Source organism: Shewanella sp. ISS20 (assembly GCF_056522965.1).
The window spans coordinates 757,905-774,366 of the sequence record NZ_JAWRZK010000001.1; the positions used below are offsets into that span (position 1 = coordinate 757,905).

Below are 16,462 nucleotides of genomic sequence, written 5' to 3' on the forward strand. Positions count from 1 at the left end.
ATCTTGGCTAAACTAGGGCTGAAATTGGCGGCTATGATACCAGTTTTGCTGTTGTGTTGTCTGGTAATACAAACTAGAATCGGCGCGTAAACTTGCTTCGGTTTGTATTAACCATTGTTGTTGCTGCAAAATAAATTGCAAAACAAACTTACCCGCAAAATGGGTCGGAGCATCACCGGTTTCTGGTGCCGGAATATAGCTCACCAAATAATAGCCATTATCAGTAATGCTGCCCGTTTGGTATTGGCGCATGAGTACGCGAAAATCAATTTCTAGCTTGGCATTTTTTTGGGCGACTTTATTAAAAAAATCTTGGTAATATACGCTGATAGCCTGTTGGCCTATGATGATAGACGTACTGCTATTTTCTGGAATGAATACAGCATCTTGCGTATACATAGTAGCGACAGCCTTAGCATCTAAACGCTCAAAGGCTTGGGTTAGGATCTGATAATGCTGATTAAGCTTATCATCTAAGTCAATAGTGCTGGCATTTACTGGTGACGCTCCCTGCTCGGTCTGTGCATAAGTTGGCAAAAAAAACAGCGCACCAATTGAGAAACAAGTTAAATACAACAACGACTTAGAAAGATATTTCATGGATTAACTGGTAAATGACAATCATGCGCTCACTATAAACAAGCTGAGCAATACTTGATAGCGTTAGAGTATTACAAAATGTGTAATACCTCTGGTTTTGCGCTATTTAAGCGTGAATAAATAGTATTTCCGTATCACGTAGGTGCTATTTGGGCTGATGATGGCATCTCCTGCGCTTAACTGCGGGCGAATATACAAATAGTAAAGACTTGTTTTCAACATTCGCTGCGATATTTGCAAGATAATTATGCCGCAATAATTGCAGAATGAGCGCAGTATAATATACGGCACATGCATTCACTTTGAATGTTTGAAACGGATAACATTATCAGCTTAATTTGTAGGCACACTTAAGCAACGATAAAAGCGCTGTGGAAGCACCTTAACTGCTATCTAATGTTTGACAACTTGTTAACCAATGTTTAATTTAAACGCGTGTTTAAATTTGGGGAGCAAAATGATGGTCAGTCGAACCGATACCAAAACCAGAATATTAGATGCGGCTGAAAAATTGTTCGCAGAACGTGGCTTCTCTGAAACATCGCTTCGGCTTATCACCAGTAAGGCTGAAGTTAATTTAGCGTCAGTTAATTATCATTTTGGTTCCAAAAAAGAATTAATTCGCGCTGTGCTGGCGCGCTACTTAGATGTTTTTATGCCCAAAGCGTCTGCGCAAATTGCCTTATGCCAGCAGCAACATGACAACGCTAGCTTACGGCAAATATTTACCTCGTTAGTTCGGCCATTATTAGATCTTAATAAATTACGGGAAGAAGGCACCACTATCTTCTTGCAGTTATTAGGCCGCGGTTATATTGAAAGTCAGGGACATCTTCGTTGGTTTATTACCACTCACTATGCGGAACACTTGCAAAGTATTGTGGCTGCCATCTCTAAAAGTGCGCCGCATATTCCGCCAGAAGAGATGTTTTGGCGCTTACATTTCACTTTAGGTACGATTGTGTTCACTATGGCGTCAGCCGATGCCTTGCGTGAAATTGCTGCCGCTGATTTTGATGAGAAGATAGATATCGAAGGTGTATTGCTACGGGTCATTCCGTATATGGCTGCCGGTGTTGCTGTCACCACTTAAGATTAGATGGTTGTTTGGATGTCTTTGCCGGTGACTTGGGTTTATTTACTCGTGCAGTTAAATGAGGCGAGCAAATTGAGCAACCAAACGCTACCTCATCACCACCTAACATACTGCAGATAATAAAAAACCCGCCGATTAGCGGGTTTTATTAAGCCTTTAGGGCTCGAATTACTTTAGGCTACAATCAGCACTTTACAAGTGTTGGTGCCGCCGACAGTTTCCATGGCATCACCTTTAGTCAGTAATACCATATCGCCAGACACTAAATAACCTGCAGCCGTTAATTGCTCAAGGGCAACGCGATGCACTTGGCCATCAGTGGTAGTTGTTGAGTCAAAGTACACAGGTTGCACGCCGCGGTACAGTGCCATTTTTGCTAAGGTGGTGTCATGTCGAGACAGACCGAAAATTGGCAGTGATGAGCTAATGCGTGACATCAGTAATGGCGTAGCACCTGATTCGGTTAAGGCTATGATAGCTTTAACACCTTCCAGATGGTTGGCAGCATACATGGTTGATAACGCGATGGTTTCTTCCATAGAAGTGAAACGAGAATCTAAGCGGTGCTTAGATGATTTCACGCTTGGGTGCGACTCAGCGCCAACACATACGCTGGCCATGGCCTTAACGGTTTCTTCTGGGAAGTCACCAGCAGCAGTTTCAGCCGACAGCATTACTGCATCGGTACCATCTAGCACGGCGTTTGCTACGTCCATCACTTCAGCGCGAGTTGGCATTGGGCTGGTAATCATCGACTCCATCATCTGAGTCGCAGTGATCACAACCTTGTTCAATTGACGTGAACGACTGATGAGTTTCTTCTGCACAGCAACAAGTGCAGCATCACCAATTTCAACACCCAAATCACCGCGAGCAACCATGACAACATCAGAGGCTAAGATGACATCATCCATAGCTTCATCAGTGGCAACGGCTTCGGCGCGTTCAACTTTAGCTACGATTAAGGCATTGCTACCAGCTTCTTGCGCTAAGCGGCGAGCATAATCTAAATCAGCGCCGCTGCGTGGGAACGACACAGCTAAATAGTCAACCTTGATGGCTGCAGCTGTTTTAATGTCAGCGATATCTTTTTCAGTTAAAGCGGCTGCAGACAGTCCGCCGCCTTTCTTGTTGATGCCTTTATTGTTTGATAATGGGCCAGCAACAACTACGCGGGTTAATACTTTTCGACCAACAACTTGCTCAACTTCTAACTGCACGCGGCCGTCATCCAGCATGAGGATGTCACCAATATTGACATCATCAGGCAGGGCTTTGTAATCGATACCGACTTGGTTTTCGTCGCCTTCACCTTTGGCAAGCTCGGCATCTAAGACAAATTGGTGGCCAAGTGGCAAATGAACTTTTTTGTTGTCTTTGAAGGTAGAAACGCGAATTTTTGGCCCTTGTAAATCGCCAAGAATGGCTACATGAACGCCTAAATCACGAGCGATAGCACGAACTTGTTCAGCACGTAATAAGTGATCTTCTGCTGAGCCATGGGAAAAGTTCATACGTACGACATTGGCGCCAGCAGCAATAATGCGGCGTAAGTTGTCATCACGATCGGTGGCTGGGCCTAGGGTGGTTACTATCTTGGTTCTGCGGAACATATGTCACTCCGGTGGTTTCTTAAACTAATAAAAACTTCTGAATCAATAGTATCAGACTCAAATCCAAATTGTAGTAAAATTACATCAGTTATATGACGGCCGCCAAGCTTAAAATTGTGACGTAGCGCTAATTTTAGTTAGGTAATAGTGTTTTGATGTCAAATTTTAGCTTGAACCATAAAAAAACCGCGAAGTAATGGCGCGGTTTTGTTGTTAATCATTACAGCATTGAATGTTGCTTAAAGATGTTGATCAATATGAATACGAGATTCTTTTAACGCTTCTTTGACACGCTTTAAGCTGTCGCGAAAACGTGGGCCGCGGCGTAAGGTAAACCCAGTGGCTAACACATCAATCACCACTAATTGCGCTAATCTGGATGCCATTGGTAAATACATGTCAGTATCTTCTGGTACTTCAAGGGTGACTGGTAGAGTGCATTCATTGGCAAGCGGTGAATTACGGGTGGTAATGGCAATGACAGCAGCGCCATTTTCACGGGCAAGTTTTGCCATATCGACGAGCGAGCGGGTGCGGCCTGTGTGGGAGATTAATACCACCACATCGCCTTCAGCACTGTTAATACAGCTCATGCGCTGCATTAATACATCATCAAAGCACATGACTGGCACGTTAAAACGGAAAAATTTATTCTGAGCATCGTGAGCCACTGAGGCTGATGCGCCTAAACCAAAAAATGAGATTTTTTTCGCTTGGGTTAAGATATCAACGGCTTTATTAATGGCGGCGATATCTAGGCTTTGGCGAGCGGTATCTAAAGAGGCCATCGAAGATTCGAAAATTTTGGTGGTATAAGACTCAGGTGAGTCATCTTCTTCGACATGGCGGCTGACATAAGGTGTGCCATTGGCCAAGCTTTGCGCGAGATGTAATTTAAAGTCAGGGAAACCTTTGGTATCTAAACGGCGACAAAAACGGTTAACCGTAGGTTCGCTGACATCAGCCATCTTAGCGAGCGTGGCTATGCTTGAATGAATAGCGGTTTGTGGTGATGCCAGGATAACTTCTGCAACTTTACGTTCTGATTTGCTAAAATGACTGAGGTTTTTTTGAACCTTTTCTAGTGTATTCATGGGCCAGTATCCGCTTGAATTTCATTTATGTAATTTTATTTTTTCATGACGGTCAAAATTGGCAGGATTATTTTGTTTTACTTTCAGAACAGCAAGTTTGCCAAATAGTTGTAGTCGTCAATAGGGCTTGCTGACTCAGTGAGTTAGCAAGGAAAAGCATATCAGATAAGTATGGTAACTGACCAGTTGCGCTATGCCTGATTATTGAAAAAATCTTGGTGCAAATACTAAATTCTGTTGTTATATTACAACAAAACAGTGGGTTTCCTCACAGTTTGATTTGGGAACTCGGTGACTTAAGGAGAGTTTGTTGCAATGAGCATATCAAAATCCACCAAAGCTTGTGACTTCGTGTTATTTGGTACCAAAGGTGATTTAGCTCGACGTAAGCTGTTACCGTCTTTATATCAGCTAGATAAAGCTAAGCTGCTAAATGCCAATACCAGAGTTATTGGTGTTGCTAAAGATGATCTCAGGGACGAAGATTTTATTGAGTTAGTCAAAATGGCGTTAACAACGTTTGTTAAAGAGCCTTTATGTGAAGCTACCTTGGCGCGATTTATTAAGCGTTGTCATTATATCGGCACTAACTTTACTGAGTCAGAAGGGTATAAAGCCTTTCATGACCTGCTGCATCCTGACCATGTCATGGTCAACTATTTCGCGACACCCCCTTCAATTTTTGGCGATATCTGCCGAGCCCTTAACGAACAAAACTTGATTAAGCCTGATACCCGTGTGGTGTTAGAAAAACCGATTGGCTCGGATTTAGCATCATCAAAAGTAATTAACGATCAAGTATCTGCCTACTTTAATGAAAATCAGGTGTACCGGATTGACCATTACTTAGGTAAAGAAACTGTACAAAACTTGATAGCACTGCGTTTTGCCAACTCGTTATTCGCCTCTAAGTGGGATAACCGTACGATTGATCATGTCCAGATCACTGTGGCAGAAGAAGTGGGGATTGAAGGTCGCTGGGGCTATTTTGATAAAGCCGGCCAGATGCGCGACATGATCCAAAACCATTTACTGCAAGTCTTGACCTTAGTGGCCATGGATCCGCCAGTGAATCTTGATGCCGATTCGATTCGTGACGAAAAAGTGAAGGTATTAAAGTCATTGCGACCTATTAATACCGACAATGTCTATGAGAACACAGTACGCGGCCAATATACCGCTGGTTTCTTAAAGGGCAGTCCAGTGCCGGGCTATCTTGAAGAAGATGATGCCAATGTTCACTCCAACACTGAAACCTTCGTCGCGCTGCGAGTCGATATCGACAACTGGCGTTGGGCTGGCGTTCCTTTTTATCTGCGCAGCGGCAAACGTATGCCGTTCAAGAGCTCAGAAATTGTGGTGTATTTTAAAAACCCACCACATAACCTATATCGCGCCAGCTGCCGTAATCTGCCACCGAATAAATTAACCATTCGTCTGCAACCTCATGAAGGGGTTGAAATTCAAATGATGAACAAGGTGCCAGGTCTTGAGCAAACAACTCGCCTGCAAACCACTAAGCTCGATTTAAGCTTCACCGATACTTTCAAAAATGAACGTATTGCTGATGCCTATGAGCGGTTATTGCTCGAAGCCATGTTAGGTAATCAAGCATTATTCGTGCGCCGCGATGAAGTGGAACAAGCATGGAAGTGGGTTGATGGCATTATTCAGTCGTGGGAGTTGAGTAATGAAAAACCAAAATCTTACCCTGCTGGTACTTGGGGACCTGTTGCTTCGGTCGCGTTAATTACCAAAGATGGTCGTTCTTGGGACGAGTGAGGTCAATCATGATAGCTGAAACCGTATTTAAGTCGTTTGATTCAACCATTGAATTAGAGACTCAGTTAGCTAAGCGCATCGCTAATCAATTGCAAGATGCGGTTGATATTCGCGGCCGTGCCAGCCTCGTGGTATCGGGCGGTTCAACACCATTAAAGTTGTTTGAACGTTTAAGCGAGCAAGCCATTGATTGGAGTGATGTCTATATCACGTTAGCGGATGAGCGATGGGTTGAGCTGTATGATAAAGATTCAAATGAAGCCTTAGTACGTGCCAATTTACTGCAAGGTTTGGCATCAAATGCCAAATTTTGCGGTCTAAAAAACATGTACATCAGCCCGGAAGAGGGCGCTGCCCTGACGAGTGAGTCATTAGCGCATTTTCCGCGGCCATTTGATGTGGTGATTTTAGGCATGGGCAATGATGGCCATACCTGCTCTTGGTTCCCGTGCGCAAAAGAGGCTGAACTTAGCCAAGCGCTTGAATCAAACGCTATGTGCTGCGCTGTTAATCCAGTGAGCGCGCCGCATCCACGAATTACTTTGACTCGCGCCGCGGTACTAAATAGCCGTCAGATTTATTTGCATTTAGTGGGCGACAGTAAACTTTCAGTGTATCGCCAAGCGCTTAGCAGTGACGATATACACGCCATGCCAATTCGCGCTGTTTTGGCACAACACAAGACTCCAGTAGATGTGTACTGGAGTGCTTAAGGAGGCAAGAATGCACTCAGTAGTATCCGCGGTAACCGATAGAATTATCGCCCGTAGCCAGCAAACACGCGCTACCTATTTACAAGCGTTAGAAGAAGCCAAGGCTCGTGGTGTACACCGCTCTAGCTTAAGTTGCGGCAACTTAGCCCATGGTTTCGCGGCCTGTAGCCCAGCTGACAAGCATAGTTTGCAGCAATTTACTAAGGCTAACATTGGCATTATCACGTCATATAATGACATGTTGTCTGCCCATCAACCGTATGCTGATTATCCGCAGTTATTGAAAGATGCCTGTCAGGAAGTCGGTAGTGTGGCGCAAGTTGCCGGCGGCGTTCCAGCCATGTGTGATGGCGTGACTCAAGGTCAGCCTGGCATGGAGTTGAGCTTACTCAGCCGTGAAGTGATTGCGATGGCAACTGCCGTTGGTTTATCGCACAACATGTTTGATGGTGCTTTGCTGCTGGGTATTTGTGACAAGATAGTTCCAGGTTTATTGATTGGTGCCTTAAGTTTCGGCCATTTACCGACCTTATTTGTGCCAGCCGGCCCAATGCGCTCAGGTGTTCCGAATAAAGAAAAAGCGCGTATTCGCCAGTTATTTGCCGAAGGCAAGGTGGGACGTGATGCTTTACTTGATGTTGAATCAAAGAGTTATCACAGTGCTGGTACTTGTACCTTCTATGGCACCGCGAACTCTAACCAGTTAATGCTCGAAGTCATGGGCTTACAGTTACCTGGCTCATCATTTGTAAATCCTGATGATCCACTGCGTATGGCGTTAAATAAAGCGGCAGCGCGTCAAGTATGTCGTTTAAGCGAAATGGGCAATCAATACACGCCAATTGGTCATATTGTCAGTGAAAAATCCATTGTTAACGGCATTGTGGCATTACTGGCAACTGGCGGTTCCACCAACTTAACCATGCACATGGTAGCTGCTGCTCGCGCCGCAGGCATTATCATCAATTGGGATGATTTCTCGGAATTATCAGATGCCGTGCCTTTACTGGCGCGAGTGTATCCAAATGGTCAGGCGGATATAAACCATTTCCATGCTGCAGGCGGTATGGCGCTATTAATCCGTCAATTACTGGATGCTGGCTTATTGCATGCCGATGTTAAAACTGTGGCAGGTGATGGCCTTGAGCTTTACACCATGGAGCCTAAGTTAATTGATGGTGAGCTCACTTGGGTCGATGGTCCGACGGCATCATTAGATACCGATGTGATCACAAGCGTTGATAAAGCCTTCCAAAGTAATGGCGGTTTAACCTTAATCAAGGGCAACCTTGGCCGCGCTGTCATTAAAGTATCAGCGGTGGCGCCTGAGCACAGAGTTGTTGAAGCTCCAGCCGTAGTGATTGATGATCAAAATCAATTAGAAGCCTTGTTTAAGGCTGGCGAATTGAATCGTGATTGCGTGGTTGTTGTTAAAGGTCAAGGGCCAAAAGCCAATGGCATGCCAGAGCTGCATAAGCTGACGCCGATTTTAGGCAGTCTGCAAGATCAAGGCTTTAAAGTGGCACTATTAACAGATGGCCGTATGTCTGGCGCATCAGGCAAAGTTCCTGCCGCCATTCACTTAACGCCAGAAGCCCTTGATGGCGGCATGATCAGCAAAATTCAAGCTGGTGATTTAGTGCGTATTAATGCCAATACCGGTGAATTATCACTGCTGGTTAATGCAGATGAGTTAGCGGCCAGAGAATGTCAGTTACCGACTCTGCGTCATTACAGTTTTGGTATGGGACGCGAATTATTTGGCGCGCTGCGCAGTAATCTGTCTAGCCCAGAAACCGGTGCTCGTTGCACTCAAGCCATAGATGAAAAGTATTAATTCCAGAGGACACAAAGCAATGCCAAGCAACAATTGGACTTTACAACCACAAGATGTCTTTTCTCGCAGCCCGATAGTGCCTGTGATGGTAATTAATAAAATTGAACACGCTGTGCCATTAGCCAAAGCTTTAGTTGCGGGCGGGATCAGCGTGTTAGAAGTGACGTTACGTACACCGTGCGCGCTAGAAGCCATTCGTAAAATTGCCGAAGAAGTGCCAGAAGCCTTAGTCGGCGCGGGTACCATCTTAACTGAGCTGCAATTGCAGCAAGCCGTTGACGCGGGTTCGCAGTTTGTTATCACTCCAGGCGCTACACCTGCGTTACTGAAAGCGGCTATGGCTGGAACTGTGCCATTAATTCCAGGTGTTGCCAGTATTTCTGAAGTGATGGCGGGTATGGACTTAGGTTATACCCACTTTAAGTTTTTCCCAGCGGAAGCCTCTGGTGGCGTTAATGCCCTTAAAGCTTTTGCCGGTCCATTAGCTGATATTCGTTTTTGCCCAACGGGCGGCATTACGCCTAACAGCTATCGCGATTATCTGGCATTAGCCAATGTTGATTGCATCGGTGGCAGCTGGATTGCACCAACAGATGCAATGGATGCCGGTGATTGGCAGCGTATTACTGATTTATGTAAGAGCGCATTAGCGGGTCTGTAAATCAAGTCACTTGCAGGGCTAGCTCCTAGCTTGGTCATTGCAAGCTAATGGCTCAGTCATAGATGCACTAATAATCCGAGTTCTCTAGTAGAACTCGGATTTTTTTATCGATTTTTTAAGTGTGGAATAAGGCTTTAACAAGGTAAGCGTCCGGGCAAGTACATCTTCAGCTTATATCGTTGAACCTCTATCTTAACGACTGACTATTATATCAGGAGTTAATATGGCTAAACGTTCCCATGAAGACTGGGCTGTTTTGATACAACAGCAACCCGCTAGCGGCTTAACGATTACCGCTTTTTGCCGTCAGTATAAGCTTAGTCTTAGCGGATTGTACTGGTCAACCCAAATTGGACACTTTTAGTTGAGAATTTTCAAATTCTACAGGTGACAGATCACCATTAGCAGAATGAAGTCGCTCCAAGTTGTAATATTTCATGTAAGCAGTCACATCTTGCTTCATAAACTCCCTTGTTGGTTGAGCAACTTTAAAAATCCAATCGTGTTTCAAACTACCAAAGAAACGTTCAACGACGGCATTATCCCAACACGCACCCACATCCCCCATACTGGCTCGGATACCATAGCTCGATAGCAGCTTACCGAATTGCTTGCTGGTATACTGTGAGCCTCGGTCACTGTGAAACACCAGCCCTCTGGCCGGTTGACGCAGGCTGTAGGCTTTCATTAATGCCTTAGATATCAAATCCGTGGTCATACGCTTGTCTATGTGCCATCCAACAATCCGGCGTGAATATAAATCCATTACCACCGCCAAGTACATCCAGCCTTCACCTGTCTTTAAATAGGTCACGTCACCTGCCCAAACCTGATTTGCGGATACTGGGTTAAAGTTCATGTTTAACAGATTATCAGCCACTGCATCAGAGTGATTTCGCTGTGTCGTCACCTTGTAAGCTCGTCGCTGGGTAGCTTTGAGTCGAAGGCGATGCATAATTTTACGAACGAGATAGCGACCAACCTGGTAGCCTTCCTTGCGCAATTTCTTCACCATTTCATGATTCCCTAAGCTGCCTCGACTTTGCTTAAATAGCTGTCGAACAAGGCGATAAAGCTTCAGTGTTTCAAGGCTTATCACGTTTGCGGGGCGTTTATGCCAATCGTAATAGCCTGACTTACTGACACTCATTACTCGACATAACGTTGCTATAGGGAACAGGTTTGATTGCTGTTTGATGAAGCGAAATTTTACTTCATTTCTCTCGCAAAGAAGGCACTTGCCTTTTTTAGAATTTCTTTCTCCACGCGTAATTCTTTGTTTTCTCTACGTAATCTTTTCAACTCATCACGTTCCGATTCTTCTAAGGCGATACCTTGTTGTAGGGCTTGGTGTTTTTCCTTCCAGTTGTAAAGCAGGCTCGTGCTAACTCTTATGTGATTTTTTTAGACTCATATAGACCTCTTAATTTATTGACCATACTGTCTCAAAATTAAGTGTCCGATGGAATTAGACCAGAACATGATGTTCTGGTTTAATTGCGGTAGAGTTAAGGATAGAGCCTGTATGCACCAATAATGCCAGCGTTTACAGCGTTGGATTTACATCTATAAAAACCGCGTGCGATAGCTATAAAAAATGCCAATCAGCTTAACTGATTGGCATCATAGCCTTAAAAGGCTTTATGGATTTAATGAACTTGGGCTAATTATTTAGCGTTCATCAATGCTACAGTATTGTCTAACATACGGTTGCTGAAACCCCATTCGTTATCATACCAAGACATTACTTTAACTAAGCGACCACTGACGCGAGTCTGAGTGGCATCAAAGTTAGAAGAGTAAGCATTGTGGTTGAAGTCGATAGATACCAGTGGCTCTTTGTTGATAGCTAAGGCTTCAGACAATGGGAACTGCTTAGAAGCACGTTCAACGATGGCATTTACTTCTTCAATTGTCGTGTCGCGAGCAGCGATGAACGACAAGTCAACCAAAGATACGTTAACAGTCGGTACGCGTACCGCTAAACCGTCAAACTTACCTTGCAGTTCTGGAACCACTAAACCTACGGCAGCAGCTGCACCAGTTTTAGTTGGGATCATAGACATAGCTGCGGCGCGAGCACGACGTAAATCAGTGTGGTACACATCTGATAAACGCTGATCGTTAGTGTAAGCATGAATAGTGGTCATTAAACCAGATTCAATACCTAACTCATCATTTAACGGCTTAACAAAAGGTGCTAAACAGTTAGTGGTGCAAGATGCGTTTGAGATCACTGTCATATCAGCGGTCAGCACATCTTGGTTAACACCGTAAACTACAGTAGCGTCAACGTTTTTGCCTGGAGCTGAAATAATAACTTTCTTGGCGCCAGCGTTCAGGTGTGGTTGTACAGCTTCTTTAGAAGTAAAGATACCAGTACATTCGTACACTACATCAACGTTTAATTCTGCCCACGGCAGTTTGGCAGGATCGCGCTCTTGGAAAGTCAGGATTTTATCCTGATTAACATAAATAGCTTCTGCATCGTGTTCAACTTTAGCGTTGAAACGACCATGCACAGAATCGTACTTAGTTAAGTGAGCATTAATAGCAGCATCGCCAAGATCATTGATAGCAACGATTTGAATTGGGTAGTTTTTTTCGCTTTCGTATAAAGCGCGTAAAATATTACGACCGATACGGCCATAGCCGTTAATTGCAACGCGGATAGTCATCTCATATCCCTCTGGTGATTAGAAAATACTTCTGGTTGTAAACTTACCAAATTAGTGGCGATGGTCAAGCTAAATCCATCTATTTGTGGTCTGATTGGCATTAATGAGGTAATTTTTTTACAATATGATGACTAGCCCTCATATTTTGCAATCGATTTAGTGCTTTTATCGACACTGGTTTGTGCGCTAGGTCACGCTGCGTTTTTTCTATTCTTGGGCTCACCCGAGCTTTTGCCGTGGTTATTACGGTTTTGGCATAGCGTCTTTCGGCGCGGTCGCATATAACTTAGGCTCGATTACCTATTATTTATTACTGACTACTTATTAGTTACAACTAGGTCTAGTTAGTACTTTGCGTTAATCATATTCCCAGATATAGGCCGTTATGGCATTGGCATAAACGCCCAAGTTAAGGCGAGGGGAGGTGCGAGAGGTTTGTTTAGAATAACTTTGCCTGGACACTTAAGTGAAATGCTATCAGCAGCCTTATAAACATGGTTCAATTAGTGTTGTGATAGTCAGTCTCACAGTTTTTATCGTGTCTTGCTGATGACGGCACTGTGGTGCTTATGCTGTATTAATACTGCTAATGCAGCATTAGTGGCGTTTAAAACACCATTAGCAGCGATAGAACGTGATGATTGCCGTAAAAATAGCAACTTTTTTGAGGATTATTCTTACAGAACCTGCTTGAACTCTGGGGTGTTTTCGACGCACTCACGCATCACTCGGGTTAGATTGTTGTAAACATTACAACATATAGGTGCAAACCCGCATGTAATGTGTATTTTCACTAATAAAATTACATATTTAGCCATAACATCTTGCTGGATTGCCACTCCTGAATTCATTACACTATCGGCGACCAAGGATAGGCTGTAACAGTCACGCAACCTGTTTCTGTACCCTTAGCTACCGCATTACGCGCATTAAATAACGCTTGGTTTCTTCTCTGCTACTTTAGCTATTCATCTAAGCATTATAAAAAGTGAGATTAAAGGATCTGTCAATGAGCGCTGATAAACATCTACAAAGCTGGCAAGAACGATTTGAATTAGCCGAGGCAATGCAGCCTCTGTTAGGTAAGCTTTACCGTAATCAAGGCGTTGAAGTGGTTATCTATGGACGACCATTACTCAGTGCGTCAACCATAGAGATTATTAAGGCTCACCGTTTAGTTCGTCGCCATGTGGGCGATAAATTACGCTTACGCGAAAGTTTTCCTTTTTTAGAAGCCTTAAGCAAGTTAGACGTTAAACACTGCAAGGTTGATATCGGTAAATTAGCGGTTAAATATTGGCGTAATCATCAAGATATCGCTGAAATTGAAGCGTATATGGCCCATGAGCTAAAAGAAGTGATCCACCACACGGGTGATACCGCACCAAGAGATGTGGTGCTGTATGGTTTTGGTCGTATCGGCCGCTTATTAGCGCGTCTGTTAATTGAACGCAGTGGTAAGAGTAACCGTTTACGCCTGCGTGCCATTGTATTGCGCGGCGGCCGTAAAGGCGATTTAGAGAAACGTGCGAGCTTATTGCGCCGTGATTCAGTCCATGGACCATTTAACGGCTCTGTTGAAGTCGATAATGATAACAATGCCTTAATTGCCAATGGTACTTATATCCAAGTGATTTATGCCGATGGCCCAAGTGAAGTGGATTACACCAAATACGGCATTGAGCGCGCACTCGTGGTTGATAACACGGGCATTTGGAAAGATGAAGCCGGGTTGGGGCAGCACTTAGCCTGTCCTGGTGTAGAAAAAGCCTTATTAACTGCGCCAGCCAAAGGTGACATTAAGAACATAGTTTTTGGTGTCAATGAAGATGACATTCTACCTGGCGATCTAATAGTGTCAGCTGCGAGTTGCACAACGAATGCTATTACGCCGGTACTCAAAGCAATTCATGATGAGTTTGGGATTGAGAATGGCCATGTGGAAACTATCCACTCTTATACCAATGATCAAAACCTGATTGATAACTACCACAGTGCCGATCGCCGTGGTCGCAGCGCGCCATTAAACATGGTGATTACAGAAACGGGCGCAGCCAAGGCTGTGGCTAAAGCATTGCCTGCCTTAAAAGGGCGTTTAACCGGTAATGCTATCCGCGTACCTACGCCTAACGTGTCTTTGGCGATATTAAGTTTAAACCTTAATCGTGAAGTCTCTAAAGACAGCGTCAATCACTATATACGTCATGTGTCTTTGCACTCAGGCTTACAAAATCAAATCGATTACACTGAATCGACAGAAATAGTATCTAGCGACTTAGTAGGCTCACGTTACGCTGGTGTGTTTGATTCGCAGGCCACGATAGCTGAAGATAAGCGCGTGACTTTATATGTATGGTATGACAATGAATTTGGTTATAGCTGCCAAGTAGTAGGCGTAATGCAGAAGATGTTAGGTCTGCAATACCCATCATTACCCTTAGGTGATAACTAATTCGACCGTTAATAGCGCAAAGATAATGCTAACAGCTAAGTAGAGACGGTTATGGAGTCATAAGTTAGCGACAGTATTGGCAGGAAAAAGGCGCATTGAGCGCCTTTTTTGTTTGCTTTGACAGCAGTTTGCTGGATAATTCGGCATTCAGTTCGGGATTGCAATTTTATTGGGTATTTACGATTGACTGGTGAGTCGATTCAGGTAGAATGCGTCTCGTAGTCAAGGGGAAGCTCCTGATTAACAAGTGAATGCGGCATTAGCTCAGTTGGTAGAGCGATACCTTGCCAAGGTATAGGTCATCGGTTCGAACCCGATATGCCGCTCCAATCTTTGATTGGATCACAATTTGGCGCGATGGCAGAATGGCTATGCTGCGGATTGCAAATCCGTCGATCTCGGTTCGACTCCGGGTCGCGCCTCCACTCATTTAAAACCTAATGCTTAGGCGTTAAGTTAAAAATGCCCGAGTGGTGGAATCGGTAGACACAAGGGATTTAAAATCCCTCGCTGAATAAGCGTGCCAGTTCAAGTCTGGCCTCGGGTACCATCTTTAGATGACAAAAAAGCCTCAACTATGTTGGGGCTTTTTTGTATCTGTAAATTACTGTATTAACGATAATAAAAAAGCGGCCATAGCCGCTTAGATTGATTAAGTCGCTTAATGATTACGGGTTATAGCCTTCATCAATGTCTTGAGGCTTAGCCTCAGCAGCTTGGCGAGCTAAAATGTCGCAGCGTTCGTTTTCAACGTGACCCGCATGGCCTTTAACCCACTGCCAGTCGATGTCATGAATTTGTCTTGCGGCATCAAGACGTAACCATAAGTCGACATTTTTAACCGGCGCCTTGCTCGCGGTTTTCCAGCCTTTAGCTTTCCAACCGTGGATCCACTGAGTGATCCCTTGGCGCATATATTGGCTATCGCTGGTGAGCACAATTTTGCAAGGTTCTTTTAAGGCTTCTAACGCCACAATCGGCGCTAATAGCTCCATACGATTATTGGTCGTTAATTGATAGCCATGTGCCAGCTCTTTAGTGTGCTGGTTGAACTTAATGACAATCCCATAACCACCGGGACCTGGATTACCTAGGCACGAACCATCAGTAAAAATATGAACAAGTTTTCGTTGAGGCATCTGCTTGCTATGATAAGAAGTCTTGAGTCGATTATAACCCCATCCCTTGATAGAGGCTGCAAGTTATTATGAATATTATCTCCAGTGCAAGTCGTCAGATTATTCTGGATACCGAAACCACAGGTATGAACCAAGGCAGTGGTCCTATCTATAAAGGTCACAGAGTAATTGAGATTGGTGGCGTCGAAATGATCAACCGTAAGCTAACGGGGCGTCATTACCATCAATATATTAATCCACAGCAACTAATTGATATTGAAGCAATTGGTGTTCACGGCATTACCGATGCGTTTGTGGCCGACAAACCTAAATTTGCCGAAATTGCGGCAGATTTTCTGGCGTTTGTAGATGGTGCGGAAATCGTCGCTCATAACGCGTCGTTCGATATCAGCTTCCTCGATCATGAATTATCCATGCTGCACCCGCAAGGGCCAAAAATCGCCAGCATGTGCGGCGTGCTTGACTCCCTTGATATTGCTAAGTTTTTACACCCTGGGCAGAAAAATAACTTAGATGCCTTATGTAAGCGTTATCATATAGATAACAGTCGTCGTGATTTACACGGCGCCTTACTCGATGCTGAAATTCTGGCAGATGTTTATCTTGCCATGACAGGCGGCCAAACTAAGCTGGAATTATCTACCGAAGAGCCTGGCCAAGAGCGCGGTGATGTGATGCGTCTTAGTGAAACGCGCAATGCACTTAAAGTTATCTGCGCCGCTGCCGATGAACTAGCTATACATGAGTCCCGTCTTGACCTAGTGGCCAAATCAGGGAAATGCCTCTGGAGAGGGTAA

General features: G+C 44.4%; 13 protein-coding genes, 3 tRNA genes and 1 pseudogene. 11 read left to right on the forward strand and 6 right to left on the reverse strand.

The window, feature by feature from the left end; genetic code table 11:
- Positions 1 to 12: 12 nt before the first annotated feature.
- Positions 13 to 537 carry a DUF4440 domain-containing protein gene (locus AC1HDP_RS03425; protein WP_479637674.1) on the reverse strand — a complete coding sequence of 175 codons (525 nt, stop codon included), beginning with the start codon at positions 535 to 537 and terminating at the stop codon, positions 13 to 15.
- Between the two features lie 523 nt (positions 538 to 1,060).
- On the opposite strand from AC1HDP_RS03425, the gene psrA reads away from it, so the two are divergent.
- Complete coding sequence (gene psrA / locus AC1HDP_RS03430; protein WP_140934063.1) at positions 1,061 to 1,693, forward strand: TetR family transcriptional repressor PsrA; 633 nt, start codon at positions 1,061 to 1,063, stop codon at positions 1,691 to 1,693.
- Between the two features lie 176 nt (positions 1,694 to 1,869).
- On the opposite strand, the gene pyk is transcribed toward psrA, so the two are convergent.
- Complete coding sequence (gene pyk / locus AC1HDP_RS03435) at positions 1,870 to 3,309, reverse strand: pyruvate kinase (RefSeq protein ID WP_479637675.1); 1,440 nt, start codon at positions 3,307 to 3,309, stop codon at positions 1,870 to 1,872.
- Positions 3,310 to 3,548: 239 nt separating this feature from the next.
- Positions 3,549 to 4,403, reverse strand: coding sequence for a MurR/RpiR family transcriptional regulator (locus AC1HDP_RS03440; protein WP_140932473.1), 855 nt, complete (start codon positions 4,401 to 4,403; stop codon positions 3,549 to 3,551).
- A gap of 315 nt (positions 4,404 to 4,718) precedes the next feature.
- On the opposite strand from AC1HDP_RS03440, the gene zwf reads away from it, so the two are divergent.
- The 5 genes from zwf to tnpA all read left to right on the forward strand — a co-directional run bounded on the left by zwf (position 4,719) and on the right by tnpA (position 9,760).
- Positions 4,719 to 6,185 carry a glucose-6-phosphate dehydrogenase gene (gene zwf, locus AC1HDP_RS03445; RefSeq protein ID WP_479637676.1) on the forward strand — a complete coding sequence of 489 codons (1,467 nt, stop codon included), beginning with the start codon at positions 4,719 to 4,721 and terminating at the stop codon, positions 6,183 to 6,185.
- A gap of 8 nt (positions 6,186 to 6,193) precedes the next feature.
- Positions 6,194 to 6,898 (forward strand): 6-phosphogluconolactonase, encoded by a 705-nt coding sequence (pgl, locus tag AC1HDP_RS03450; RefSeq protein WP_479637677.1) that lies wholly within the window; start codon positions 6,194 to 6,196, stop codon positions 6,896 to 6,898.
- 10 nt (positions 6,899 to 6,908) lie between these two features.
- A complete protein-coding gene (edd, locus tag AC1HDP_RS03455) occupies positions 6,909 to 8,735 on the forward strand; it encodes a phosphogluconate dehydratase (RefSeq protein ID WP_479637678.1) in 1,827 nt (608 codons plus the stop codon).
- A gap of 19 nt (positions 8,736 to 8,754) precedes the next feature.
- Positions 8,755 to 9,396, forward strand: coding sequence for a bifunctional 4-hydroxy-2-oxoglutarate aldolase/2-dehydro-3-deoxy-phosphogluconate aldolase (locus tag AC1HDP_RS03460; protein WP_140932476.1), 642 nt, complete (start codon positions 8,755 to 8,757; stop codon positions 9,394 to 9,396).
- 223 nt (positions 9,397 to 9,619) lie between these two features.
- Entirely contained in the window at positions 9,620 to 9,760 is a 141-nt protein-coding gene (gene tnpA / locus AC1HDP_RS03465; RefSeq protein WP_479637679.1) for an IS66 family insertion sequence element accessory protein TnpA, read from the forward strand.
- Here the strand turns inward: tnpA and AC1HDP_RS03470 are convergent.
- Positions 9,737 to 10,785: pseudogene (locus AC1HDP_RS03470) on the reverse strand (IS3 family transposase); the annotation flags it as partial. The gene tnpA and the pseudogene AC1HDP_RS03470 overlap by 24 nt on opposite strands.
- 278 nt (positions 10,786 to 11,063) lie before the next feature.
- Positions 11,064 to 12,074 carry a type I glyceraldehyde-3-phosphate dehydrogenase gene (gap, locus tag AC1HDP_RS03475; RefSeq protein ID WP_140932477.1) on the reverse strand — a complete coding sequence of 337 codons (1,011 nt, stop codon included), beginning with the start codon at positions 12,072 to 12,074 and terminating at the stop codon, positions 11,064 to 11,066.
- A 1,009-nt stretch (positions 12,075 to 13,083) separates the two neighbouring features.
- Between gap and AC1HDP_RS03480 the strand changes: the two genes are divergently transcribed.
- The 4 genes from AC1HDP_RS03480 (at position 13,084) to AC1HDP_RS03495 (ending at position 15,076) form a co-directional block, all read left to right on the forward strand.
- On the forward strand, positions 13,084 to 14,526 hold the full coding sequence (locus AC1HDP_RS03480; RefSeq protein ID WP_479637680.1) for a glyceraldehyde-3-phosphate dehydrogenase: 1,443 nt from the start codon (positions 13,084 to 13,086) through the stop codon (positions 14,524 to 14,526).
- Between the two features lie 253 nt (positions 14,527 to 14,779).
- Positions 14,780 to 14,855 (forward strand) — tRNA-Gly (locus AC1HDP_RS03485).
- Between the two features lie 22 nt (positions 14,856 to 14,877).
- Positions 14,878 to 14,951, forward strand: a tRNA-Cys gene (locus AC1HDP_RS03490).
- A gap of 39 nt (positions 14,952 to 14,990) precedes the next feature.
- Positions 14,991 to 15,076: transfer RNA gene (locus AC1HDP_RS03495), tRNA-Leu, on the forward strand.
- A gap of 118 nt (positions 15,077 to 15,194) precedes the next feature.
- Here AC1HDP_RS03495 and rnhA read toward each other — a convergent pair.
- On the reverse strand, positions 15,195 to 15,665 hold the full coding sequence (gene rnhA, locus AC1HDP_RS03500; protein ID WP_479637681.1) for a ribonuclease HI: 471 nt from the start codon (positions 15,663 to 15,665) through the stop codon (positions 15,195 to 15,197).
- A 68-nt stretch (positions 15,666 to 15,733) separates the two neighbouring features.
- Between rnhA and dnaQ the strand changes: the two genes are divergently transcribed.
- On the forward strand, positions 15,734 to 16,462 hold the full coding sequence (gene dnaQ / locus AC1HDP_RS03505; protein ID WP_479637682.1) for a DNA polymerase III subunit epsilon: 729 nt from the start codon (positions 15,734 to 15,736) through the stop codon (positions 16,460 to 16,462).

Excerpts from the sequence above, each read along its gene's own strand:
- psrA (WP_140934063.1), top strand. The coding sequence starts at position 1,061 with ATGGTCAGTCGAACCGATACCAAAACCAGAATATTAGATGCGGCTGAA.
- dnaQ (WP_479637682.1), top strand. The coding sequence starts at position 15,734 with ATGAATATTATCTCCAGTGCAAGTCGTCAGATTATTCTGGATACCGAA.
- edd (WP_479637678.1), top strand. The coding sequence starts at position 6,909 with ATGCACTCAGTAGTATCCGCGGTAACCGATAGAATTATCGCCCGTAGC.
- AC1HDP_RS03460 (WP_140932476.1), top strand. The coding sequence starts at position 8,755 with ATGCCAAGCAACAATTGGACTTTACAACCACAAGATGTCTTTTCTCGC.
- AC1HDP_RS03480 (WP_479637680.1), top strand. The coding sequence starts at position 13,084 with ATGAGCGCTGATAAACATCTACAAAGCTGGCAAGAACGATTTGAATTA.
- pyk (WP_479637675.1), bottom strand. The coding sequence starts at position 3,309 with ATGTTCCGCAGAACCAAGATAGTAACCACCCTAGGCCCAGCCACCGAT.
- AC1HDP_RS03440 (WP_140932473.1), bottom strand. The coding sequence starts at position 4,403 with ATGAATACACTAGAAAAGGTTCAAAAAAACCTCAGTCATTTTAGCAAA.
- pgl (WP_479637677.1), top strand. The coding sequence starts at position 6,194 with ATGATAGCTGAAACCGTATTTAAGTCGTTTGATTCAACCATTGAATTA.
- gap (WP_140932477.1), bottom strand. The coding sequence starts at position 12,074 with ATGACTATCCGCGTTGCAATTAACGGCTATGGCCGTATCGGTCGTAAT.
- zwf (WP_479637676.1), top strand. The coding sequence starts at position 4,719 with ATGAGCATATCAAAATCCACCAAAGCTTGTGACTTCGTGTTATTTGGT.
- rnhA (WP_479637681.1), bottom strand. The coding sequence starts at position 15,665 with ATGCCTCAACGAAAACTTGTTCATATTTTTACTGATGGTTCGTGCCTA.
- tnpA (WP_479637679.1), top strand. The coding sequence starts at position 9,620 with ATGGCTAAACGTTCCCATGAAGACTGGGCTGTTTTGATACAACAGCAA.